Genomic DNA, 25,137 nt, shown 5'->3' on the forward strand with positions numbered 1-25,137 from the left:
TACGTATCTCACCCACGGAGACCCCTCCTTGTTATTGACATTATACTCTTTCCTCCTTTCCGTTAAAGGGGTGTCCACTTATTATTCTAACTCCAGTGGTTCCGTTATTCGGTCATTTAAGAGGTCATTTGAGTTAATTTTTCGCAAATAGCGGAATCTGAGTCCTATAATGAATGAGTGAAGCTTTTATTGCAGTTTGTAAGTTCTTCCGCGTTTTTTTCCATTTGCTATGACTAGTATTTCCCTGTCACCCAGATTATTCAAGATTTACCGACCTTTGCTGTTCCATTTATCAAGTTCAGCTGATAGGCGATGCTCTCCTTCCCATCAGCTCCTTTAATATCATATTGGTAAACGGTACTCATGCTGTCGTGATGCTCCGGATTCTCATTCAATGCCCTTTCTACTTGCGCCCAAATCTCATCTAATGAATAATCTGTGACACTGTCAGCATTTTTAAAATCCTCCTCATAGAACATGGTACGACTGCGTATTAATATTGACTCATAAATCAGAGAGCTCTCTTAGTCATAAAAATAAAAGAGCTCCGACCATATACGAGTCCAGAGCCCTTCTATCTACATTCTAACAATCACTGAACCGCCGCCGCTTGTTACCACCTGTCTTTGCTTTTCTATATCTTGATTCTGCAGAAATGACCGAAGCAATTGATTATTTTGCTCAACTAGCATCGTAAGTCGTGCCAGCATTTGCATCATATATTCCCTATCTGTCATTGGGCTTTGGCTGCCTTGCACAGGCATAGGCGGCGGAAAAGGGTACTGCGGTCCCGCTTCATGCTGACTAACACTGCTTTGTGATCCTTGTTGCAAAGACGGCACGGTACCGGCTCCCGGCATTTGCCCTTGGAAGCCGCCCATGCCTTGCCTCCCGTTTTGAGTGTGCCGATTGCCCTCAAATGCTTCATAGGGTCTGTGCAAGTTCATCAGCATCCCCCCTTCCATTATATAACCTATCCTATTCACCTTTTTCCGTTAGTGGGTACATTCATTAATAATTGAATCATTTGCCTACTGCACGGGGTGTGCATCAAATTCATGAATGGCCTTTCTTCGGCTTGTTTTTCGATTTTGGGTCTTCATCGCCCTTATGAACGACATTTCCCACTCTCTTGCCGGCTTCGGGCTTTCATCCACCTTATGAACGACCTCAAGCTCTATTTTTTGCCGGCTTCGGGCTTTCATCCACCTTATGAACGACCTCAAGCTCTATTTTTTACCGGCTTCGGGCTTTCATCCACCTTATGAACGACCTCGAGCTCTATTTTTTACCGGCTTCGGGCTTTCATCCACCTTATGAACGACCTCGAGCTCTATTTTTTGCCGGCTTCGGGCTTTCATCCACCTTATGAACGACCTCGAGCTCTATTTTTTGCCGGCTTCGGGCTTTCATAACACCTATGAACGACATTTCCCACTCTCTTTTGCTGGCTTTTGTCTTTCATCATCCGGAAGTCTAACATTCTATAATTTAATGTAAAATCCCCCCACCCTGTGTGCATGGGTGAGGGGATTAATTCTACATAACATTAAAATATCTGGCTTCGGGATGGGTAACGACGATAGCTGTGACTGACGCTTCGGGATCCATCATCCACCCTTCTGTCAATTCAACCCCGATTTCTTCAGGGTGAAGCAGATCAAAAAGTTTTTCTTGGTCTTCTAAATTCGGGCAAGCCGGATAGCCGAAGGAATATCTTTGACCTTGATATTTCGCTGTGAAGCGCTGTTGCATAGTAAAATCAGTCGGGTCAGGAAATCCCCATTTATCCCTCAGAAGCTGGTGAACCCGTTCGGCCATTCCCTCCGCTGTTTCGATAGCGAGTGCCTGCAAGGCGTGACTCTCAAGATATTCCCCCTTCTCTTTCAACTTCACTGATAGCTCCCGGATCCCCTTTCCGGCGGTGACAGCAAAGAAACCGACTGAGTCCATTTCACCGCTGTCGACAGACCTTATATAATCGGCCAAACAGAGATACGGCGGCTTTGGCTGGCGCGGGAAGGAAAAGCGTTGAATGATCTGCCCACGATTCTCCGGATCGTAAATGATGATATCATCACCGTCCGATTGCGCCGGAAAGAACTGATACTTAGCGATCGGTTTTAGAAGCCCCTCGGTTTTCACCTTATTAATCAAGGCATCGACCGTCTCCTTCAACCTGACCGTTTTTTCATCCTTTTCAGCCAGCAATCTCGAAATCTTTCCTTTTACGCCCAAATGGTGACCTAGCAGCATCTGCATATTAATGTATGGCTCAACTTGCGCTACATCAAAATCACGTAAAATATGCTTTTTATAATCCGGAGGCGTATAGATCGGAACGGTCGTAGAGACCTCTGACCGAACCTTCTCCAAAACAGCCGTGGCTGCCCCTCCTCCTGAAGGTCCCGTCTGCTGAATAGCTGCTTCGTTCCGCTTTTCATGCCATTCTTCAGTTAATTGTTCCCTTTCTGTTTCATTCATCAACCGATTCGATATCGACAAACCATCCATGGCATCCTTGGCATAAAGGACGAGCCCGTCATACTCTGGGGAAATTTTGTTAAAAGTAAATTTCCTCGTAAGGGCCGCGCCCCCGACCAAAATCGGTATAGAAATTTGCGATTGTGTCAAATCCTGTGCTGTCAGGACCATTTGCTGAGCCGACTTGACGAGCAGACCTGACAGCCCGATCATATGCGGCTGCTCCCTCTTTATCGCTTCAATCAAGTCAACAGGTGTCACTTTAATGCCAAGATCGACAACCTGAAAGCCATTATTTGATAAAATGATGTCCACTAAATTCTTCCCGATATCATGGACATCCCCTTTGACTGTTGCAAGAATGATCTTCCCCTTTGAATGACCAGCTTCATCATTCTTTTCCATATAGGGTTCTAGAAAGGCAACTGCCGCTTTCATCACTTCTGCACTCTGGAGCACTTCAGCGACAATTAACTGATTATCATTAAATAACCGGCCGACCTCAGCCATCCCATCCATTAAAGGACCATTAATAATATCAAGCGGTGTGTCAAATTTTTCTAAAGCCTTTTCCAAATCAGGTATTAAACCTTCCTTCGTTCCTTCCACAACATATCCCGCAAGCCGTTCTTCAAGAGACAGATTTAAAAGGGGCTTCTTATCCTCTTTCTTTTTCCCTCTATAAAAGGCCGTAAAGGATGCTAATGTCTGATCTGACGTCCGAAATAATAAGTCCTCTGCCTGTTTCACTTCATCTTCTTTAATGGACGCAAACCGTTCCAGCTTTTCCGTATTAACGATGGCATAATCAAGGCCGGCCTTTGTACAATGGTAAAGATACACGGCATTCAATATTTCCCTTCCAACCGGCGGCAAACCGAAAGAAACATTGCTGACTCCTAGAATCGTCTGACACTCTGGAAGATGTTCTTTAATAAGCCTGATGCCGTCAACCGTCGCTTGGGCAGAGCCAATATATTGTTCATCCCCCGTTCCCACTGGAAAAACAAGTGGGTCAAAAATCAGATCCTGAGGATTCAGCCCATATTGTTCAACGAGCAGGGAATAAGAGCGCTTGGCAATGGCAAGCTTCCGTTCTGCGCTCACACCCATCCCTTCCTCATCAATTGTTCCGACCACAACAGCGCCGCCATAGCGCTTAATAATCGGCGCAATTTCTTTAAATCGCTCTTCACCGTCTTCTAAATTAATTGAATTTATAATGGCTTTTCCTTGCGAATACTTTAACGCCGCCTCCGTCACTTCCCTGTCTGTTGAATCGATGACAAGCGGTGCTTTTATTTTCTTTGTTGCGATTTGCAAAAAACGCTCCATATCCACGCGTTCATCCCGGTCAGGGTTAGCGAGACAGACGTCAATAACATGTGCACCGCCTTTTACCTGGGCCCTCGCTATTTCCGAAGCCTCCTCATACTTCTCTTCAACAATTAATCTCTTAAACTTTCGTGATCCAATCACATTGGTTCTTTCGCCGACTAGAATAGGGCGCAATGTCGGGTCATCATAGATGAATGGTTCAATTCCGGAAACGGCATGAGCATGGCGTTCCTTAACTTCTCTTGGCTTAAAATCACTTAGTGTCTCGGCAATGGCCTGGATATGCTCCGGAGTTGTACCACAGCACCCGCCAACGATATTCAACCAGCCCTTTTCAGCAAAGCCCGAAAGCTTCTTGGCCAGTGACTGGGGTGTCTCGTGATAATTTCCCTCCTCATCGGGAAGCCCGGCATTTGGATAACAGCTTACATGTGTCGTGGCAAGATCAGACAATGATCGGACATGATCCGTCATGAATTCTGGACCTGTCGCACAGTTCAGCCCGACCGCTAGAGGATTCATATGCTCCAACGAGATATAAAAAGCCTCAATCGTTTGCCCGGCAAGGGTTGTTCCCATTGGTTCAATGGTCCCCGAGACAATAAGAGGAATTTTCTTTTCCAATGTCTCAAAAGCTGCTGAAATGCCATTGAACCCTGCCTTAACATTAAGCATGTCTTGGGAGGTTTCCAAAATCAGCAAGTCAACACCGCCTTTGATAAGGGCCAGTGCCTGTTCCTCATAAGCAGCCTTCATTTCATCAAAGGTCACTCCGCCCGTCACCGAAAGCGTTTTGGTTGTAGGACCCATTGCACCTGCAACAAACCGCGGATGTTCCGGTGTTGAATAGGCACGAGCCGCTTTTTTGGCAATCCTTACACCTGCCGTATTAATTTCCTCAGTCCGAACTCCTAGATCGTATTCATCCAGAACGATCCTTGTGCCGCCGAACGTATTCGTTTCAATGATGTCTGCCCCTGCTTCAAGGTAAGCACAATGGATATCTTCCAGTACATTTGGCGCTGTAATATTCAGGAACTCGTTGCATCCTTCGTACACCTCGCCCCCAAAGTCATCCGGTCCAAGCTCCGCCTGTTGGAGCATGGTTCCCATTGCACCGTCCAATACCATAATTTTCTTCTTTAGCTGTTCATGTAAAAGTGTGCTCACTTATGCCCAACCCCTCTCTCTGTTTCGGTGCCTTTTCCCTTATATAATGGGTTAGTTGAACGGTCATATCATAACGCGTAAACGGTGTGATAAGATAAATGCCGTTAAAATGCTCCATTGCTGTATCTATTAATTCCTTTGCGATCGCGATGCCTTCCTTGGTTGCTGTCTCTGGATGGATCGAAGCAGCCGCTATTCTATTGCGGACATCATCTGTTAGCCGCATGCCTGGAACCTCATTATGAAGGAATTCGGCGTTTTTTGATGAAGTCAGCGGCATGATGCCTATATAGATTGGAACATCCAGATGTTTTGTCGCTTCTTTTAACGCCAAAATCCTCTCATGGTCGAAAATCGGCTGAGTAATAAAATAGTCGGCTCCGTATGCAATCTTCTTCTCCATTCTTTTAACAGCACGATCCAAGCTATGAACATTTGGGTTAAATGCCGCAGCAACACTGAATACTGTCTGCTGCTTTAACGTTTTCCCTGAAAAAGATAATCCCTGATTAAATTGTTTGATAAGCTGAATCAGGTCAAAAGAAGAGACATCGTACACTGATGATGCACCTGGAAAATCACCAATCTTGGTTGGATCCCCCGTAACAGCAAGCACTTCATGAATCCCTAGAACATGGAGCCCCATTAAATGTGATTGAAGCCCAATAAGGTTGCGGTCCCTGCAGGTAATATGCACCAAGGGCGTAAGGTCCACATTCTGTTTTAATATTGAAGCAATGGCTGCGTTGCTAATTCTTGGCGTCGCAAGGGAATTATCCGCAAGCGTGATCGCATCGATTCCGGACGCCTTCAGTGCCTTTGCACCTTCAAAAAACTTTTTTGTATCCAAATGCTTTGGTGCATCAAATTCGACAATGACGGAGCGTTCAGTTTTTGCCTTTTCAAACAGCGGCGGTTCCCTTTTTACAGCAGGCTGACTGATTTCAATATGTTCAGCCTTTCTTGTAATCTCTTTTTCTTGCAGCGGCGTTAAGAACTTTATACCTTCTGCAAAAGCTTTAATATGCTCAGGGGTTGTGCCGCAGCAGCCGCCAAGGAGCCTTACTCCTTGATCACGAAAAGCGGCAGCGCACTTTTTAAAATAGTCTGTTTCTGTCTGGTAAAACAGCTTTCCGTCCCGGTATTCCGGTAAGCTAGCATTAGGATAAGCTGATAAAAATGCCTTTGAAGGTATAGGGACGGTCTCCAATGCCTGCACCATATGATATGGACCGAGCCGGCAATTTACGCCGACAACATCGGCACCAAGTCCTTCAAGCTCCTGCAGTGCACTGTCAAGGGACTTCCCATTCTGAAGAATACCAGGTTCATGCATGGAGACGTGTGTCAAGACTGGAAGACCGGTCTCTTCTCGGGCAATTTTCAAAACCTCGGTCAGTTCTTCAAAGTCGTAGTAGGTTTCGAGCAAAAGCCCATCAACACCCTCAAGCAACAAACAGTATAATTGTTCCCTGAAGCTTCGTTTGATTTCTTCGGCGGACACAGCCTGTCTTTTAAAACCTCTGATCCCGCCGATTGTACCTACTACAAAGGTACCGTCTTTTTTTGCCTTTTTGGCAATTCTTACAGCTTGAGAATTAATCTTCTTTACTTCATCCTCAAGACCGTATCTCGATAGCTTTATATAATTTGCTCCATAAGTGTTCGTTTGAATAATATCAGCGCCCGCTTCAACATACGCTTGATGAACATGAAGCACTTCTTCCTCATGTGAAAAATTCAATTCCTCAAAACAGCGGTCTATGCCGTAAGAGTAAAGAAGGGTGCCCATCGCCCCATCTCCGATAAGAATCCGTTCCTTTAATGCCTGCAGCAAACTCATCTTACCTTCTCCTTCCTGTCAATGGCTGAAAGTGATGATCTAATATCTTGGATCAAATCATCAGCATTCTCAAGCCCAACTGAAAAACGTAATAGACCGTCTGTTATCCCGCGCTTGTTTCTTTCTTCCTCGGGCATAGCGGCGTGTGACATTTTTGCCGGGTAAGACAAAATCGATTCAACCGCACCCAAACTGACAGCGAAGACCGGAATCTTTATGTGTTTCAAGAACTGACGGGCATCATCTCTATTTTTCAATTCAAAAGAGAGAACCGCTCCAGGAGAATCAGATTGGGCCTTATGGACCGCCGCCCCAGGGTGGCTTGAAAGTCCTGGATAATAGACAGCTGACACGCCTTCCTGTTCTTGTAAAAAGGAAGCCACTTTCTGCGCAGAGCATGAAGATTCCTTCATCCTGACATGGAGTGTTTTTAGCCCCCTCAAGACGAGCCAGGCATCCTGTACGCCTAATATGGCACCGAAGGCGTTTTGAAAAAACGCGATTTGCTCCGCCAAACCATCATTCCCGGCAACGGCAAGACCGGCGACCACATCGCTGTGTCCCGCAAGAAACTTCGTCGCGCTGTGCAACACCAGATCAACACCTAGTTCTATAGGACGCTGCAATGCTGGTGTCATAAAAGTATTATCTAAAAAAGTCAAACAGCCATTGGCTTTCGCCAACTTCACGACGCCTTGGATATCTGTAATATTAAGTGTCGGATTAGAAGGTGTTTCAAGATAAATAACCTTTGTATTTGGCCTGATGGCGCAGGCAACCTTTTCAAGATCCGTTGTATCAACGAATGTATGCTGAATGCCAAACCTATTCAGCACCTGAGTAATCATCCGATATGTTCCCCCATAGACGTCCTCAGAAATCAGGACATGATCACCCTGTGATAACAGCAGAAAGGCTGTTGAGATCGCCGCCATTCCCGAAGAAAAGGCAAATCCCTTAACGCCTCCTTCCAGGCGGGCGATCGCTTCCTCCAGCGCCTCACGAGTCGGATTTCCCGAACGGCTGTAATCATATTTGCCATACTGGTCAAAGTCAAATTGGTGGTAAGTAGACGAATAATGAAGGGGCACATTCACTGCTCCTGTATGCGGGTCAATTGGGCTTGCGTCCTTAATTACTCTTGTTTGCAAAGTATACGGCTTGTTAGTCATGAATCAATGCCTCCTTCTTTAATGATTGAAATGCTTGCTTAAGATCTGCAATTAAATCTTCTGAATGCTCTATGCCAACCGAAAGCCTAAGCAAACAATTATCGAGGCCGTAAGCGGAACGAATCTCTTCCGGGATATCCGCATGTGTTTGTGTCGCTGGATAGGTAATCAAGCTTTCAACACCGCCTAGGCTTTCAGCAAAGGTTATTAAATTTAATGCTTTCAGAAAAGGAGATACGAGCTGTTCATCTTTTATACGAAAGCTCAGCATCCCGCCTCTCCCAGGATACAAGACGTCTTTAACCAGAGGCTCTGCTTTCAGGAATTTTCCGACAGCTTTTGCATTAGCTTCATGCTGTTTCATTCTAAGTGCGAGAGTTTTCATCCCCCTTATGAGGAGCCAAGAATCAAAGGGGGAAAGAACAGCCCCGCAGGCGTTGTGGAGGATGGCGAGTTGCTCGCTGACCTTACTTCCCTTTGAAATAACGAGTCCTGCGAGAACATCATTGTGTCCGCCGAGATACTTTGTCGCACTGTGAATAACGATATCAGCGCCTAATTCAATTGGCTTCTGGATCACGGGTGTATAAAATGTATTATCCACAATCAATAGTAAATCGCGTCGCTTAGTTATATCTGCTGCCTTGCCAAGATCCGTTTCCCTCATTAGCGGATTTGTCGGCGATTCTATAAAAATAGCTTTCGTGTCCTTTGTAATGAGGTTCTCCAAATCCTGAACATCCTCCCCATCCCAATATGAAAAGGCGACGCCATATTGCTCGGTAAGAAACTCGAACAATCGATACGTTCCACCATAAAGATCACGCGATGCAATGATATGATCCCCCGTACGAAATAGAGAAAAGACTAATTGAACGGCACTCATCCCTGAACTGCAGGCGAAGCCCATTTCACCTGATTCAATATCAGCTATCGACTTCTCAAGGACGCCGCGAGTCGGATTACCTGTCCTAATGTAATCATATCCCCTTGATAATCCAATACCATCATGTTTGTAAGCTGTGGAAAAATAAACAGGTGCATTCACCGCTCCTAACTGTTCATCTGCACCATTGCCTATTTGCGTTAGATAAGTTTCCGTTCGATAAGCTGTCATTTTAAAATCCCCCTGTACTTAAAATTAGAATCAAAAAAGCAAAAAGACCTTCTTCGATAAGAAGAAGGCCTGAAATTATAGGATCCCTTCTCATCTCCCAAGTTGTTTTCCAACTTGCTGGAATTAGCACCTTACCGTTCAATACGGCGGTTGCTGAGGCTTCGACGGGCCAGTCCCTCTGCCTCTCTTGATAAGAAATATGCAATTTTTTTAGAAAGCCAAGTTTTCTTTAATGTATTTAAGATTACAATAATTCAAGCTATTAATCAATGGCTTTTTTAAAAAAGATAAATAAAATTCATAAAAAACCTGCTGTTCAATGTGAAACAGCAGGTTTTTATAAGTTTATTTTATACTTTAAGAACGTTTAAGTTCACTTAAGCGAAAAAGCGGAATAAAGTATAAAGGCAACTAAGGCTTTCGCCATTAAGGCTTGGCGATAAGCCAAGTTTTCTTTATACTTTAAGAATGTTTAAGTTCGCTAAAGCGAAAAAGCGGAATAAAGTATAAGGGCAACTAAGGCTTTCGCCATTAAGGCTTGGCGATAAGCCAAGTTTTCTTTATACTTTAAGAACGTTTAAGTTCACTTAAGCGAAAAAGCGGAATAAAGTATAAGGGCAACTAAGGCTTTCGCCATTAAGGCTTGGCGATAAGCCAAGTTTTCTTTATACTTTAAGAATGTTTAAGTTCGCTAAAGCGAAAAAGCGGAATAAAGTATAAGGGCAACTAAGGCTTTCGCCATTAAGGCTTGGCGATAAGCCAAGTTTTCTTTAATTTACTCCGACTTGGTCCCAAGCACTTGCAACTGCATTGTATTCAGTGCCATAACCATACAAATCAGCTGCCGCTTGAAGGCATGCAGCGCGCGCATCACTGAATTGCGCCGTTGGTGTCAGGTAATGTGTAAGAGCGCGGTAATAGATTTTAGATGATTTATCAAGACCTAATTGATTGATAGTTAGATAGCCGGCTTTATTTGGAATCCCGCTGTTCGTATGAACGCCGCCATTATCCGATGATGTGTAGACATAATCGGACATATTAGCCGGTTGGCCATACCTTTCAGGATTGCTTAGACTTCTTAGAGCATCACCGGATACGCCAGGTGTATAAACATCTTCCCCTATAAGATAGTCATCACCGGTAATCAGTACACCAAAGACATCTGACATGGATTCATTAAGCGCACCGGATTGATCGTGATATTCAAGCCCCGCAGTCCGCTCTGTTACGGCATGTGTTAATTCGTGGCCAATGACATCTTCAGATCCTGATAGTGGAATAAATGTCCGTCCATCACCATCACCGTAGACCATTTGCTGCCCATTCCAGAATGCATTGTTATAGTTATAACCGTAATGAACTGTTGAACGGAGCGTCGAGCCATTACCATCGAAGCTGTTGCGGCCAAACTTATTATAATAATAATCATACACTTTTCCTGCATAGTAGTTGGCATCAACAGCTGCAGCCTCATCATTGGAATTGAAATTCGTATCACGGTCTACCAAATACGGTCCCGGAAGCGTTTGGCCATTCTGTGCCGTGCGGGTCTCAATCACACCATTCATCGGCTTGGTTGTATCATACAAATAATAATAACCGCCTGATAGATAGAGATTCAAAGGCTTGTAGTCACCTAGAACTCCGTAACCGCCCCCGCTTGCCGGTCCATCATAAGCCACCGCGTTATAGGCATCAATAATCGAACCGTCTTTTGCATTGACATAGATTTGCCAGTTTCCCGGATTAGGATAAATAAATTGCAATTTGGTGTGATAGGCAAGATAGGCTTTGCCATCATGCTTATAGACGACAAGCTTAGCACTTTCCACTGTATTTTTCTCATCGATTTTTGGCAGCTTTGCTTCTTTTGCGGTTTTCACTATGACCTTAGAATCCTTTTTTACTTTCTTTTCTGCCTGCTTTGTTGCTTTTGGTGATAACTGAATGTGGGCCCAGGCTTTCTTGAGTGCTTCTTTTTTATTGATGTTAGCCTTTACTCTGACGTCTAATTTTTTATCGATAGATGGGAGCGCATTGCCGCTAACGGCTTTTACTGTTCCTTTCTTATTTGTATGAACAGTGAACCTGCTGTTATCAACGGGAACACCGTCGACAGTTTGTACAAAGTCATAATGCTTCATGCCTAGTTTGTCCGTTTTAACACCTTTAAATGTCAATTCCGAATTGGGATCGAGTTTGTAAAGGTTGGCATGATCCTTCAAATATCGTTTAACATCTTTGACACTTTTTACAGGTTTCTCTGATAGTTTTCCTGAAACGAACGACGGATCTTTTTTCTTTGCGTCCTTCCAGTTGATTAAAAAGTGCTCACCTGTTCTCTGTTTCATAGACTTCAAGGCCTCACCATGTGCCGACCCTTCTGCCGCAAAAGCGGTTGTCGTTGACACCCCAAAGCACAGCATCATTGAAAGCATAATTGATGATGTTTTCTTCATAAAAACTACCTCCCAAAAGTTTTTAGAAATTTTTAAATTCCTGTATAAACATTTCTTTATTTACAATCTCTTAACCTATTATTTAAAAAAATAAAATACTAGTTAAAAAATTTTACTGAATTTGTCGAAATATCATGCCTATTAAGGAGGTATTCGTTAATTCGTAAAAAAAAGGCAAAAAAAATTTAGGGGTCTGACCCCAAGGGGTCAGACCCCGCTAAAAAACCGGGGTGAAGGTTCACCCCGGTTTACTACAAGTAAGTATTACAGCAGATTGCTTACGTCAACGTCCACATTTCCGGAGCCGTTGCCGCTGCCATTAAGAATATCGCTTAAGATTTGAGTGAAATCCACAATTTCACCTCCCTTGTCCAAGAATTAAAAGGGGTAATAAGTCCCCCGTCATTTTTTAAAAAAGTCGTTCCACAATAAGTCCTTAAAGCAAATTGTCGAGGTCTATGCCAATATTGCCGGAACCGTTGCCGCTGCCGTTAAGGATATCGCTTAAGATTTGAGTGATGTCGTTCACGGTGCCACCTCCTTATAAATTTGCCGTTAAATAATTTAAATTATAGTAAGTCATTGAGGTCTACATCAACATTTCCAGTGCCGTTCCCGCTGCCATTAAGAATGTCGCTCAAGATTTGAGTGATATCAGTCATGGTGTCACCTCCCTTGTCTTACATACAGCTATCGCAAAAAGGATTGAAATGGATCACTTTTTAAAGAAATTTTTTATAAAAAAATTTAGGGGTCTGACCCCTCGGGGTCAGACCCCTAATTGACTGAGGTCTATCTTTCCTTGTTCCCGTATGTCTGCATCGAGATTATTTTTCATCATTCTCAGCGCATAGTCATTGTCTTCCCTGACATTTGAAGCACAGCAGTCAGAAGGGACAATGACCGTGTAATTTCTCATATAAGCGTCATTCGCAGTAAAAAGGACGCAAATGTTGCCAGCCATGCCCGTAATAATTAATGTATTAACACCTAGGTGGTTTAACAGTGTGTCAAGGGGCGTTGAAAAAAAGCCGGAATGCTTAGGTTTCACAACAAAATAATCATCCTTATCCGGTTTCAGCTTTTCGATGATCCAACGGCCCGGACCTTCCATTGCCTTATCAACTACCTGGTTCAAGTCCGATTGCCAGATGCCATAGTTGTCATTAACATAAATAACAGGAATATTCGCCTTTTTAGCCCGCCCCCTTAAATCCACAAGCGGATCAATAATGGCGCGTGCTTCTTTAAGCAGTAATTCCGCTTCCTTAAATTCCATATTATTAATCATATCAATCAACAGCAAAGCAACAGGGTGTTTTGCACCTGCATGATGCTTATTTTTCATCTTTTTCGCTCCCGTATAAAATAAAGAAAAGCAATTGACATTCTGCTTAGTCTATGGAAAAACTAATGGAGATATTCCCCTACAATCATTGTCAAATGCTCGGGAAGCACCTTTAACTTAGTTGGCGTCCTATAATATTTTTCACCGTCACAGTCAATGACCTGAACCGGGTCACAATCTAGCGTTAACTCACTTGTTTGGAAGTGAATCACTTCCTCCTCATTAAACCATTCTTCCTTTGCCATACTCGAGCGAAGGATAGACCAGAAAGCCGGCAGAGAGGTCCCCTTTAAAATAAGGACATCAAACAGCCCGTCCTGCAGATTGTTTTTTGGAAAAAAGGCCTGCAAACCACCGGTAAAGGGACCGTTGCCGACAATCACCATGACTGCCTTACCATCAAAGTCCTGCTCCTTAGAATCCAATTTTAAATGAAATGGTTTTGCCTCCTTTACCGTTTGGGCGGCACTCATATAATAAGATAACTTTCCTAAAATATCTTTTTTGTTGGATTCAATGTTTTCGGATACTTGTGTGATCAGACCAATCCCCCAAAAGTTAAGAAAATATTGATGGGCTGAATGACCAACATCGACTTGTTCTTCTTTCCCCTCTAATATCTGGTCAAGGGCTATAAGGGGATTTTGCGACATGCCGACCGCTCTGGAAAAGTCATTAGCCGTCCCCCCGGGGATAATAGCAAATTTTGGACGCTTATCAAGGGCACTCAAAGCATTGATAAGCTCATAAATCGTGCCGTCCCCTCCCGCACCAATCACGACATCCGTTTTATGAGCATTTTTATTAATGTAATCAGCTCCATCGCCAGGCTTCGATGTCAAATGAATATCCACCGTTGCGTAAATCTCTTCCAACCTTTCCCTTATAACATTTAAGTTATCATTTAGCTTGCCGCCTCCAGCTGAAGGATTCATGATTAATATTACTCTGGCCATACGCTTTTTCACCTCCTTGTCCATTCATAAAGGGTGTGTTTCATGCTTTTGTCAAACCCTTTGATGCATATTGGCAAAAAGTTATGTTATTGTTTAAAAGAGTCCATGAACGACTTAAAGAATGGAGAGCTGAAATAATATGTGGTTTACATTTGTTTTCCCCGGAGTAGGTATCCTATGTTACATCGGGATTATACTTATGGTTATCCAACAAAGACGCCTTAAGCAAAAGACCATTGAAACAGTGGGGACCATTATTGATTTTAAAGAAGACAGCCAAAGGGGTTCTAAGGTATACTGCCCGGTCGTTTCCTTTAAGGATCAAAGCGGAAATAAGGTACAGCACACCATTATAGATGGGGATAACCCCCCCGCTGGGAAAAAAGGTGAAACGTTGCCGATATATTTTAACCCGGAAAACCCAAGGGAAGTGGCTAGCCGGCCGCATCAGATCAATTATGCCTATGTTTTCGTCCTTGGGACGGTCGGGACTATGATCTTAGGCTACGGCATTATTATTCTTGCGGCTTACCTTAACACATGACGATAAAGCGGGTGAAGAGACTTCATCCGTTTTATATTATCAACTTGCCTTGCCGGAATTATTGCTTGCCTTAACGATTGCCTGCAATGCATCAATGTTTTTTTCCACCTTAGCATTGTATGTAAAGTCCCCGTAGCAATAAGGGTAGCGGAAATTCTTCTTGTCACCGCCGCAATCATATTTCTTTGGTGCTTTATGAACTTGAATAAGCGAGAAGCTTTTTGCCAAATCCTCACTATGCTTTCCCCCATGGGCTTTCACATAATTAATATAACTAATGCCCATATTGTAAGCTTGGATAATGGCAGGGAAATCGACCCCTTGCTGCTGTCCGTAAGTTAACACCCGCTCGAAATGCTTAACGCCCTGATGAATGCTTCGGCTAACATCATGAATGCCATTCCGTTTGAGTCCGGCGGATTCGGAGGCCTGCATGGGATCATCACCCAAACCATTACTTTCCTGCTGCATTAACGCCATAAGAACTGGTGTATATTCTTCAAGATCATCCTTCGCCAGCTCTTCACGTAACTGCGGCTCATATTTCCTGACGTTTTTAAATGTTCCTTCTGAGGTTATATCCATTTGCTTTGGAACTGAATCATGGATGACCCTGGAAATCATAACTAGTGTGAAAATAACTGTAACTAATATTAAAATCATTTTTCGGATGCGTTTCATTTTCTTTCCCCAACTTATCTATTATCTCTTATCTATCTTTTTATTATCACAAAGATACAAGGGAAATTAAAGAAATAAATACAAAAAAGCCCTGACTGCATTAGCAATCAAGGCCCTATTGTTATGTTGTTATTGCTGTCCTTGCTTCACCCAAGAAGCAACGGTAACCGTCCGTTTTGCCTGATGTTTAACAGCAGCCTGGACATCCTCAATCATGTTCCCTTCTTGGTCAACAGTTACACTTGTGCCGTAAGGGTTGCCGCCCGCAGCAAAAATTGAACCATCAGTGTACCCTGGTGCCGCAATAATAGCTCCCCAGTGGAACATTGTTGTATATAGTGACCTAATTGTTTCTTCTTGGCCGCCATGGGGATTTTGGGCAGAAGTCATTGCGCTGACGACCTTGTTCACAAGTTTGCCCTCTGCCCAAATGCCGCCGGTCATGTCCAAAAATTGCTTTATTTGGGATGGGACGTTTCCAAATCGTGTTGGTACACTGAAAATAATCGCGTCGGCCCAAAGAAGGTCATCATTTGTTGCTTCCGGGACATCCTTAGTCGCTTCATGATGCGCTTTCCAAGCTTTATTTGATTCAACCGCAGATTGTGGCGCAAGCTCTTGTACTTTTCGCACCCTGACTTCTGCACCGGCTTCTTGTCCAGCTTCTTTTGCCCATTTTGCCAACTCATAATTAGTTCCTGTCATGCTGTAATAGATTACAGCTAATTTTACGTTTGCCATTTTCAAACGCTCCTTTGAAATTAAATTTATTATTTTTAACTGGTAAAAACCAGGTAAATAACACGAATCATATTCTCAAAAAATGTCTTTCATACCATGCCGCAGCACGTTTGACTTCGGCGTGTGACAATAATTGATGACCGTGGTCTTCCCAATTCATCTCAACCGCGGCCCCGGCCTGTTCCAAGATCTGGGCTAATTCATCCGTTTCCTCGGGGGAACAAATGGGATCGTGTCGCCCCGCTCCAATAAAAACAGGCGTTTTTGACAGATCAGGCAAATCCACACCCCGGCGAGGCACCATCGGATGAAATAAACAAGCCCCTTTTAGGACATTCTGATTGTGAAAAAGCAGACTGCCTGCAATATTTGCACCATTAGAATACCCAACAGCAACCACATTTTTGCGTTCAAAGCCATATTCCTTAGATGTTTCGTCAATAAAATCTGCCAGCTCTTTTGTGCGTTTGATCAAGTCCTCTTCATCAAAGACTCCTTCTGCGAGCCGGCGAAAAAAACGCGGCATGCCATTTTCATTGACATTCCCTCTAACGCTTAACACCGAGGCTTTATCATCGATCATATCTCCAATAGGTAACAAATCATGTTCATTCCCCCCCGTCCCGTGAAGCAGAAGAAGGGTCGGATGGTTAACATGACCTCTTTTGAAAAGGTGTTTCATACCTTTTTTCTTAGTCATTAACATTCCGCCTTTTTATCTTTAAATCATGTATCTTAAATTTAAGATATATGGTTAAAAAAATTACTTTACATTTTTCCGCTCTACACTGAATCCAAGCTTCTTTAATAATTTTATCATTTGCTGCTTCTCTTCAGTGTTAAGCACATCAAAAATTCCATTAATTGCTTTTTGATGCTTAGGAAAAATATCTTGCATCAGTTGTTTGCCCCGTTCCGTAATCGCAGCATAGCTGACCCTGCGGTCATCCGGGCAAGGCCTTCTATTCAGCAGTCCTTTATTCTGAAGCTTATCAACCACATAAGTAATGCTGCCGCTTGAGAGCAGGATCTTTTTTCCGATATGCTGAATCTGCTGGTCACCCTTATGAAAAAGCAGTTCAAGAACGGCAAATTCTGTTGGGTTGAGACCGTAACTTTGGATGTCCTCGTTGATCTGATCAGTTACCGCACGGTTGGCTCTGGAGAGGACGACCCATAGCTTTAATGCATAATCCTCTTCTCCTTTTCCATATCCTTGTGCCATGTTTTACTCAATCCTTCGCGAAGTTATCTTGAATTCAAGATAATAATAAACCCTCTCCTTCTTGATGTCAACTTTTTTCACTGGTGAATCTATAAAAGCCCGGCAGCTGGGCCCTCCCCGTGCTGCCGGACTAACTTAAATCCCTGTTATATCCTCCAATAAATTAAATGTGTCATCTAATAAACCACCCAATAGACCGCCAAGCAAACCTTTTTTCTCATCGATATCTTTAAGTGTCTTCTCTATTGTCCTCTTCGTTGTCATTATCAGATTACCAGCCGATTTAATTTTTTGTTGCCCTTGATTAATATCCCCATGAAGTGCAGCCACTTTATTATCCAGCATAAAACTGTTTAATATGTCCGTCTGGCTTTTTATCTTGCTGAGTCTTTTCTGATCAGCATCTACATCCTTTTTCTTAGATCTCATCGCGTCTTGGACTTTTTTAATTTTCTCTTCCTTATCCTTTAAGTCCTCCAACTGTTTTTTGAGTTCATGTCGATCCACCCAATAACCAAGGAGCCCCCGATGCACGGAATCGCCAGCCTTTTTTAAAACATCATCCACATCCTTGGTTAACTTGTTAAGTTTATTCTTCTGGTCAGTAATACCACCTGTGGTGCCGCTGGTTTCCTCAATTAAGTCATTTAGCTGTTTATTTAACTGGTTTATCTTCTCCTTTAACTTGTTACCGGGATTAGCGGCGGGTGGACCCGATGAACCTCCGTTATTGCCCGAATTTCCTCCCGTTGAGTGATCATCACTATCTTGCGTCCTTTCTGTTCCGTCTGAATCGTTGTCTTCGGTTTTTTGATCCTCTTTTGCTTTTGTTTCCTTCCGCTGCTTTTTCGCCGGGTCGATGTCACCATTTTCCTCTCTCGTCTTCTCCGCCGGCTCCGGTATATCACTTTTGACGCCATCCATCCTTCTTTTATTCTCATCATTTGCATTTGGATCCTCACCGTTTTGAACCTTCTTCATCTTTTCGGCCAGCTTTTTCAAGTCTTCCTTGTTTAACGCTTTTGTTTCCTTGTTTTCTGATCTGCCATATGATGTCTCAACTTGAGCACCCGGCAGTGTCAGCAATGAAGCTGTCTGCTTACTCACCTTCATCTTAACGTTCTTCATCCCGATCCAGCCGAAATGGTCAGGAAGATAAAGTCCGGTAAAGGTCGGCAGCCCCATTAAATCGGCCTTCATGTCTTTAACATCAATTGGTCCAGGGGATTTAATCTTAATAACTATTGTCCCGTGGGCTGTCTTAAGCTCCTTTGTTAGTGTCAGTCCGTAGATCTTCCCTTCCTTCACAGCTATTTTTCCAACAAGAATGGCGGGAATATTAATCGCACCTTCAACTTTATCTGCTTCGATCATAAAGCCGCCGCTGTTACCTGATGCTGAAGCCGCTTTTTGGGCGGGAAGCGGAAGACAAAGGCCTGTAATGACTAGTAGAATTAGACCAAGAAAAAGAAAACGTTTATACCATTGTTTGGTTTTAATCATATACACTTCCCCTTAAATCAACATGGCTGTTAAGACGACCCGGCCGTATTAATATTTGTGCTTTTATCCCTGCGAAAAACCTTTCTATTCGAGGCCCGCTTCCCATCTGCATGATTTTGATCCGATGATGCGTTAACATCCTCCATTTGCCACCCTATACACATAGCACCGCCGATAATGCCTAGAATCGTGCCAATTAAAAAGCCGCCTAGCGCCCCCATAACTGAAAGTACTGAAAGGAAAATAGTTATAACACCAAAAACGGTTGAAAATTGTGGATAAATATAGGCTAAGACACCTAATATTAATATAAGGCCGCCAAACAATAATCCAATAAAGACAAAACTCCCCGGAACAAAAGCAATGGCATAAAGCTGAAGCGGGATGTATAAAACCAAGAGCGCGGATAGAACAGTTAAGGTTGCACCCCAGAAAGGCCGATTATTTTTCCATAACTTGAACTTGCCCGCTTGCTCCAGTTGCTCTTGCCTTTTTTCTAACTTATTATGACGTTTAATGGCTCTGTCCTCTTTTCTACCCATTTCACCCACCCATTTCTGTTATTTTTCAACCTGATTATTTATCTTTTGAAGTATCGGGCGCTTTGATATCTTCTACTGAAATCTTGGCACCTTGCAGGTTAACCATGCTTTGGAATAAATAATCCGTTACGATCTTCGCATCCGTTATCGTTACACTATTTGCCTTTTGGCCCCAATTTTTTGAGAAATCTTGTGTATTGTGCTCCTCAATTGCAAGATCATTGAATTTCAGATTGGCGTCAATAAAACGAGCATCCTGGATCAATCCTTTAATTTTGGTTGGCTTTGATGCGGTAATATTCACTCTTACCCAGTTGCCTGTTGGCAGCTTTAAGTCCTTGTAAATGTGGAGGTTATACACTGTGGCATCCGCTATCTTGTTGCGAACCATAGGGGAAGCATCTGAATTCCCAGTTTCTCCAACGTGTGGAATAAATTGAAATCCTGTGCCTTCAAGTTTGTCAAACGTAACGTAAAAATCACCCATTCCCCCAAGCGGCAACGCAAACGCAGTCCCCGTTGCGCCAAACGCTGCAGCCAAACCGCCGAGCAATATAAATCCACCTAATAGCGCGGCAAAAAACTTCTTCTTTGCTATCAGCCCAATCGCCATCCCAGTCTCCATCGTCTTCCACCTCTCTTAAGGTTGAATAACAGCGGACCCTAACAAACATAGAAACCGCTTACAATACCTCTTTTAGTTTATGGCATGGATTTAATTCAAACAATTCCGTAAATTGTAGGTGACTCTGTTTTCGGTATTTATCTACAAGGTAATGCCCCGACTTTTGTATGGAAAGCGGACATTATGCTATAATTATTACAGAATATTCAAACATATATTGCCTTTGAAGATTTATATAGAAAGGAGGCATAAAATCATGTCGGTTTCATTAAATCAACGAATGAAGCTGATCCTTGAGAACGGCCTGCATATCGTACGGTTACATAAAAATGAGATTTTTTCTGAGTGGAACAAAATGCTTGATCATCTCCAGCAGCGTAAGAATAAAGCAGCCGAAGAAGTGAACATGGCGATTAGCATCTTTACTAAGACCTTGGTTACGGATGATAATCACGATAATGTAGAGCACTTATTTGCTGGCATCCAGGAATTGCGTCTGCAATTAAAAACACTTACTCTGCCAAGGCATTCTATTTTTGTTATAACCCTTTTGGAAAATGCTGTTCACAAGGCGATTAAAGGGAATATTAGCGATTCTTATAAAAATCACCAGGCTGTGCAGTATTTATTTACACAAATAAGTGAGCAGCTTGTCGTAGGTCCGGTTAACGAAAACCTTGATCTCACTGATTTTCTTGATCAACTTGTCCGTTCCCGGCAATTACCGATCGTTTGGGTCGCCCGGGTAAACCAATCAATTGACAGCTATATTACGAAGGATATTATCATGTCATCGGAAAAGGCAATATTTCCCGATACAAAAAAGCTGCAATCACATTCTCTTTTCAACTTGTCTGAACTGCTTTTGCAGGAGGTTCCCCGGGTAGATGAGGACAGCCAGCAAGTCTTCACCTTGCCATGGCACGATGAAACGCTTATTTTTTGTACCAACCAATCGGAGTCACCCTATTTTCTTCCTTTTATTGCATTTTCTTTGCAATTCCTCAGTATAGGAAATCATGCCGTACAATTTATCCAGCAAGAGCTGCAGTGGAAGGATGCCGTCATTCTTTTTAATGAGTGGATTATGCGATCCCGGAATTTAAAAGAAGCCATTGAAAATATTACATCGGGCTTTGTGAACTACTTGCCCTTCAAACGATGTGCGCTATTTTCCTACTCGAATACTGATCAGAGTGGCTTCGGGTTATTCGGCCATCAGTTTAACAGCGAGGAAATACAAAATATTAAGGAGAATATCGACAATATCCCCTTGATTTATAAGAATTTAAAAAAGCTGCAGCCTCTTGAAAAAAACTTAAAAAACTTGCAGCCAATTTATGCTTTCGAAGCATCACAAGGGCTTCCTGAACAATATGTTAAGCAATTTCAATTGGAATCCGTTGTTATTGCACCAATTTATGTGCCATCAGCAAGCAAGCTGCTCGGTGCGGCAATCTTAGATCAAGGCCCCGGCAATCACTTTAAGGTCTCATTTGAAACACTTACGGCACTAACAAGATTCGGCCAGAGCGCTGGAGATCTTTTAGAAAAATTCACCTTTGACCGGCCAAGGCAGCCAAAGATACACCATTCTTCCTTCCACCTTTCCCCAAGGGAGATTGAAGTGCTCAAGCTGATGGCTGACGGTGCGTCAACAAGTGAAGCCGCTGAACAAATGAATCTTAGTGAATATACTGTCAGAGACTACGTGTCATCCATATTGCAGAAAATGAAAGCCAACAATCGGACGGAGGCGGCAGCCAAGGCAATCAGGAATGGCATTATTTGAATAAAGCATCGAAAGAACCCTCCCTAAAGGAAGGGTTTCTATTATTTTGTAAGAATTAATTAAGTTTCTTTTTAGGATGGGCACGCTGACTAATTATACAAACAAAAAATAAACTTTTATTTATGAAACCGCCGGTGTGTGGGGAACCTAAGTTGTTCTCCACACTTTTATTTTCGTTTAAAACCGACTTCGTGTGTCAACAATTAGATTAGATTGAAAGGAGCGAAACGCGAATCATGGCGTTTAACAAACCGAGAAAGCGCAGAAAAAACAGCCAAAAAGCAGAAGACAAAGAAGACTTTTCAATCAAGTTAAATACGAATCTTGACGATAATATCGAAAACATTAAAAAACTCCTTGACGATCCTAATGACCTTGTAACGAGAACCTTCTCTATTGGTCATACAAAGTACACCTGTGCTGTTGCCTATATTGATGGTTTAACAAATACAACTTTAATTAATCAAATGATAATCCGTAACGTGCAAGCTGAAGTTGAAAGTCCTGAAACCAAGGTATCAGAAGCGGGTGCCCCTCTTCTTGATAGACTTTATAATGAGTGGCTATCAGTTGGCGGTGTCAAAAAAGCCTATTCTCTTGATGATGTATCCTTGGCCATCCTTTCCGGCAACACAGTTATTCTTGTGGGCGGGACTGATCAAGTCATTATTATTGATACACAAGGCGGGCCGGAGCGTGCGGTCGAGGAGCCTACAACAGAACGCCTGATACGTGGACCCAAGGTAGGCTTTACGGAAAATATCCGCACTAATACTGTTTTTATTCGCAAGCGAATCAGGGATGCTAACTTAAGGTTTCAATCATACAAAATTGGCCGCCGTTCCAAAAAAACCCTGATCGTGACATATATCGACGGGATTGTTCATCCAAATCTCATAAGCGAGGTCAATAAAAGGTTAAAAACAATTGATTTGGATGATGCTGCAGAATCAGGATTTATCGAGCAGTGGATTGAGGATAGCTTCCTCACACCTTTTCCACAGCTTGAACATACGGAACGTCCAGACAAAGTGGCTCAAGCCTTGACAGATGGGAAGGTTGCTATTCTATTGGAAGGGACACCCTTTGCTCTGATTGCTCCGATTACATTTTCGAATATGCTGCATTCTCCGGAGGATTACTATGAACGGTGGCTTTTTTCGACACTGATTCGGTTTCTAAGATATTTAGCAGCATTTATCGCTGTGTTTCTGCCAGCTTTGTATATTGCCCTTTTGTCATACCATCCAGGGCTCATTCCCTACAAATTAGCCTTCTTTATCGCAGCTTCTAGGGAAGGGGTTCCTTTCACTGCTGCCGTTGAGGCATTCATGATGGAAATTACAATGGAGCTGCTTAGGGAGGCCGGGTTTCGTGTGCCTCAGCCGATCGGACAGACAATTGGCATTGTAGGAGGTATTGTCATCGGACAAGCGGCGGTAGCGGCTGGGATCGTCAGCCCGATCATGGTCATCATAGTTGCCATTACAGCGATTTCCTCCTTCTCCTTACCTGCTTACGGTCTTGCCATTTCGTTCCGAATCCTCCGATTTGGTTTTATGCTGGCGGCGGCCATATTTGGGCTTTATGGCATCATACTAGCTTATATAGTGGTAAACATCCATATTGTCAATTTAAAAAGCTTTGGTGTTCCCTATTCGACACCATTTGCACCTTCATTTAAAGGAGGGTGGAAGGACATTGTCATTCGGGCACCTCTCACAACCTTAGGCAAACGGCCGGGTTATATGAAACCTAAAGATAAGAAAAGAATGAATAAGGGCGGGAACACGTCATGAAGCCATTTGATTATTCAGATGAAAAAATCAGTCAAAGGGAGCTTGGCTTTGCCATCCCTTCCGTTGTCATTGGTGTTAGTGTCCTTACCGCTCCCAGGCTGCTAGCACAAGCTACCAAATTCGCTGATGGATGGCTTTGCATTCTTTTTGGCGGCCTTATAGCCCTTCTTTTCACATGGCTGACAGCGAAACTCGCAGCCCGATTCCCGAATCAAAGCTTTTTTGAGTACAGTTCCATGCTAGTGTCAAAACCAGTTGCCTTTTTGGTGACCCTCTTCTTGGTCTTTTATTTAATTATTTTTACTTCATATGAAATAAGATACATTGCTACGATATCTAAACAATACCTGTTTGACCGAACACCTGCGGAAGTTATAGGATTCGCTTTCCTTTTGGTTGTGACATATGCTGTTACAGGATCAAGGGCTGCCTTATTTCGGCTTAATGTTTTATTTTTGCCGATAATCATTGCTGTCCTTTTCGTTGTCTTGCTGGCAACGATCCCGCTTTTTGATTGGAAGCACCTTTTTCCATTATTTAAAACCGATTTAAAGGGGTACATAAATGGCACAAAGGTGGGCTTTTTCTCCTATTCTGGATGGGTGATTCTCTTATTTTATACTGGTTTAATGACTAACCCAGATAAAGCACCTAAAGTTACAGCAGCCGGCATGATCGTGCCAATGGTTGTGTATACCCTGCTTTATATGACAACCATTGGTGTCTTTTCTAATATCGTGACAAGAAATCTTGTTTTTCCAACTATAGAAATGGCGAAGGAAGTGAAAATCCCAGGCGGCATTTTTGAACGCGTGGAAACGTTATTTTTCACGGTCTGGATTATGGCCATTTTTTCAACGGTTACTTTACTCTTTGATGCATCGATTATGGCATTGAATTCAATTTTTAAAAAGGTAAAAAAGCAAACAATCATTTTTATATTAGTCCCAATCGTTTACTTGATCAGCATGCTTCCTAAAAGCTTAATTCAGCTTGTCAAGTTCGGTGATGTCCTTGATTTTTTATACCCCATTGCTGAAATTCTGATCCCGTTCATATTATTTTTTATCGCTTATCTAAGGAGGAAAAAAGGACATGGCTAAAAAATCAAGCTGTTTACTCATTCTTTTATTATTAGTTCTTATGACAGGTTGCTGGGATCAAATAGAAATTGAAGAACGCGGTTTCGAGATAGGCGTTGCTATTGACCTTTCAAAGGATGTCCCTGAACTAGTGGAAAGCGGATCAGAATTAGCAAAAGATAACGGCAGGTTTGCTTTAACCGATCAGTTTGTTGCCCCCGGGGGGTTGGGAGGACAGTCACAGCAACAATCAGTCGGCGGGGGTCAGAAACCCTTTTTTAACATTACAGCACAGGGAAATAGCATGTTCGAAGCAACGCGGGACATGGCAGTAAAAACGAGCCGAACACCTTACGCTGAACAGCTTAAGGTCGTTATTACTTCCGCAAAGGCGGCTAATACGCCATATAATGTTCTTGACCTCTTCTTGCGGGATAATGAAATGCGCAGAAATATTAAAGTTCTAATCTCAAAAGGGCGGGCGGTGGATGTTCTGAATATCTCGCCAAAAAACGAAAAGGTTCCGAGTATAGCTCTTGATTCCATTACAAATAATGTTGACAAAAATACAGCAATGGTACCCGATATAAGAATTGGCGATATCCACGAAAACCTTTTAAAAACTTAGACGGAATAAATAACACCAACATAAATTATAGGTTATAATGAACTTATAATTTTTAAAGTTGGTGTTTATTTATGCGTACAAAAAA

22 protein-coding genes and 1 riboswitch are annotated in these 25,137 nt (G+C 42.9%); of the genes, 5 read left to right on the forward strand and 17 right to left on the reverse strand.

What is annotated here, in order from left to right:
• Positions 1 to 260: 260 nt before the first annotated feature.
• The 10 genes from EV207_RS20580 to EV207_RS20620 all read right to left on the reverse strand — a co-directional run bounded on the left by EV207_RS20580 (position 261) and on the right by EV207_RS20620 (position 13,890).
• Positions 261 to 479: a hypothetical protein gene (locus EV207_RS20580; protein ID WP_132748046.1), complete on the reverse strand. Its 219-nt coding sequence runs from the start codon at positions 477 to 479 to the stop codon at positions 261 to 263.
• A gap of 99 nt (positions 480 to 578) precedes the next feature.
• Positions 579 to 947 (reverse strand): hypothetical protein, encoded by a 369-nt coding sequence (locus tag EV207_RS20585; protein WP_132748047.1) that lies wholly within the window; start codon positions 945 to 947, stop codon positions 579 to 581.
• An 84-nt stretch (positions 948 to 1,031) separates the two neighbouring features.
• Complete coding sequence (locus EV207_RS23215; RefSeq protein ID WP_165887026.1) at positions 1,032 to 1,205, reverse strand: hypothetical protein; 174 nt, start codon at positions 1,203 to 1,205, stop codon at positions 1,032 to 1,034.
• Positions 1,206 to 1,539: 334 nt separating this feature from the next.
• Positions 1,540 to 4,953, reverse strand: a complete 3,414-nt coding sequence (metH, locus tag EV207_RS20590; protein WP_132748064.1) for a methionine synthase — start codon at positions 4,951 to 4,953, stop codon at positions 1,540 to 1,542.
• Positions 4,954 to 4,972: 19 nt separating this feature from the next.
• Entirely contained in the window at positions 4,973 to 6,835 is a 1,863-nt protein-coding gene (locus tag EV207_RS20595) for a bifunctional homocysteine S-methyltransferase/methylenetetrahydrofolate reductase (RefSeq protein WP_132748048.1), read from the reverse strand.
• Complete coding sequence (metC, locus tag EV207_RS20600; protein ID WP_132748049.1) at positions 6,832 to 8,007, reverse strand: cystathionine beta-lyase; 1,176 nt, start codon at positions 8,005 to 8,007, stop codon at positions 6,832 to 6,834. Before metC ends, EV207_RS20595 begins: the two co-directional genes overlap by 4 nt.
• Positions 8,000 to 9,124 carry a methionine biosynthesis PLP-dependent protein gene (locus EV207_RS20605; RefSeq protein ID WP_132748050.1) on the reverse strand — a complete coding sequence of 375 codons (1,125 nt, stop codon included), beginning with the start codon at positions 9,122 to 9,124 and terminating at the stop codon, positions 8,000 to 8,002. Before EV207_RS20605 ends, metC begins: the two co-directional genes overlap by 8 nt.
• An 87-nt stretch (positions 9,125 to 9,211) precedes the next feature.
• Positions 9,212 to 9,321, reverse strand: a riboswitch (SAM riboswitch).
• A gap of 573 nt (positions 9,322 to 9,894) precedes the next feature.
• On the reverse strand, positions 9,895 to 11,586 hold the full coding sequence (locus EV207_RS20610; RefSeq protein ID WP_132748051.1) for a M4 family metallopeptidase: 1,692 nt from the start codon (positions 11,584 to 11,586) through the stop codon (positions 9,895 to 9,897).
• Positions 11,587 to 12,355: 769 nt separating this feature from the next.
• Positions 12,356 to 12,934, reverse strand: a complete 579-nt coding sequence (locus EV207_RS20615) for a cysteine hydrolase family protein (protein WP_132748052.1) — start codon at positions 12,932 to 12,934, stop codon at positions 12,356 to 12,358.
• 62 nt (positions 12,935 to 12,996) lie between these two features.
• Positions 12,997 to 13,890, reverse strand: coding sequence for a diacylglycerol/lipid kinase family protein (locus EV207_RS20620; RefSeq protein ID WP_132748053.1), 894 nt, complete (start codon positions 13,888 to 13,890; stop codon positions 12,997 to 12,999).
• Between the two features lie 199 nt (positions 13,891 to 14,089).
• Here EV207_RS20620 and EV207_RS20625 point away from each other — a divergent pair, with 199 nt between their 5' ends.
• On the forward strand, positions 14,090 to 14,434 hold the full coding sequence (locus EV207_RS20625) for a DUF3592 domain-containing protein (RefSeq protein WP_165887027.1): 345 nt from the start codon (positions 14,090 to 14,092) through the stop codon (positions 14,432 to 14,434).
• Positions 14,435 to 14,473: 39 nt separating this feature from the next.
• On the opposite strand, the gene EV207_RS20630 is transcribed toward EV207_RS20625, so the two are convergent.
• The 7 genes from EV207_RS20630 to EV207_RS20660 form a co-directional block, all read right to left on the reverse strand.
• The gene (locus tag EV207_RS20630) at positions 14,474 to 15,115 is read right to left on the reverse strand and encodes a lysozyme family protein (RefSeq protein WP_132748055.1); all 642 of its coding nucleotides are present in this window, start codon (positions 15,113 to 15,115) and stop codon (positions 14,474 to 14,476) included.
• 129 nt (positions 15,116 to 15,244) lie between these two features.
• Positions 15,245 to 15,856: an NAD(P)H:quinone oxidoreductase gene (gene wrbA, locus EV207_RS20635; protein ID WP_132748056.1), complete on the reverse strand. Its 612-nt coding sequence runs from the start codon at positions 15,854 to 15,856 to the stop codon at positions 15,245 to 15,247.
• Positions 15,857 to 15,923: 67 nt separating this feature from the next.
• The gene (locus EV207_RS20640) at positions 15,924 to 16,538 is read right to left on the reverse strand and encodes an alpha/beta hydrolase (RefSeq protein WP_132748065.1); all 615 of its coding nucleotides are present in this window, start codon (positions 16,536 to 16,538) and stop codon (positions 15,924 to 15,926) included.
• An 81-nt stretch (positions 16,539 to 16,619) separates the two neighbouring features.
• Positions 16,620 to 17,081, reverse strand: a complete 462-nt coding sequence (locus tag EV207_RS20645; protein ID WP_132748057.1) for a MarR family winged helix-turn-helix transcriptional regulator — start codon at positions 17,079 to 17,081, stop codon at positions 16,620 to 16,622.
• Positions 17,082 to 17,216: 135 nt separating this feature from the next.
• Positions 17,217 to 18,584, reverse strand: coding sequence for a PspC-like choline-binding domain-containing protein (locus EV207_RS20650; protein WP_132748058.1), 1,368 nt, complete (start codon positions 18,582 to 18,584; stop codon positions 17,217 to 17,219).
• A 29-nt stretch (positions 18,585 to 18,613) separates the two neighbouring features.
• The gene (locus tag EV207_RS20655) at positions 18,614 to 19,126 is read right to left on the reverse strand and encodes a DUF6114 domain-containing protein (protein WP_207902985.1); all 513 of its coding nucleotides are present in this window, start codon (positions 19,124 to 19,126) and stop codon (positions 18,614 to 18,616) included.
• 34 nt (positions 19,127 to 19,160) lie between these two features.
• Positions 19,161 to 19,751: a DUF6230 family protein gene (locus tag EV207_RS20660; protein ID WP_132748059.1), complete on the reverse strand. Its 591-nt coding sequence runs from the start codon at positions 19,749 to 19,751 to the stop codon at positions 19,161 to 19,163.
• Positions 19,752 to 20,007: 256 nt separating this feature from the next.
• Here EV207_RS20660 and EV207_RS20665 point away from each other — a divergent pair, with 256 nt between their 5' ends.
• The 4 genes from EV207_RS20665 (at position 20,008) to EV207_RS20680 (ending at position 25,052) form a co-directional block, all read left to right on the forward strand.
• Entirely contained in the window at positions 20,008 to 21,543 is a 1,536-nt protein-coding gene (locus EV207_RS20665) for a response regulator transcription factor (protein ID WP_132748060.1), read from the forward strand.
• A gap of 236 nt (positions 21,544 to 21,779) precedes the next feature.
• Positions 21,780 to 23,342: a spore germination protein gene (locus tag EV207_RS20670; RefSeq protein ID WP_132748061.1), complete on the forward strand. Its 1,563-nt coding sequence runs from the start codon at positions 21,780 to 21,782 to the stop codon at positions 23,340 to 23,342.
• Positions 23,339 to 24,445: a GerAB/ArcD/ProY family transporter gene (locus EV207_RS20675; RefSeq protein ID WP_132748062.1), complete on the forward strand. Its 1,107-nt coding sequence runs from the start codon at positions 23,339 to 23,341 to the stop codon at positions 24,443 to 24,445. The genes EV207_RS20670 and EV207_RS20675 overlap by 4 nt, the downstream gene beginning before the upstream one ends.
• Positions 24,438 to 25,052 (forward strand): Ger(x)C family spore germination protein, encoded by a 615-nt coding sequence (locus EV207_RS20680; protein WP_132748063.1) that lies wholly within the window; start codon positions 24,438 to 24,440, stop codon positions 25,050 to 25,052. Before EV207_RS20675 ends, EV207_RS20680 begins: the two co-directional genes overlap by 8 nt.
• Positions 25,053 to 25,137: the final 85 nt, after the last annotated feature.

The sequence above is a fragment of the Scopulibacillus darangshiensis genome (assembly GCF_004341035.1).
In the GTDB taxonomy this organism is placed as follows: Bacteria; Bacillota; Bacilli; order Bacillales; family Sporolactobacillaceae; genus Scopulibacillus; species Scopulibacillus darangshiensis.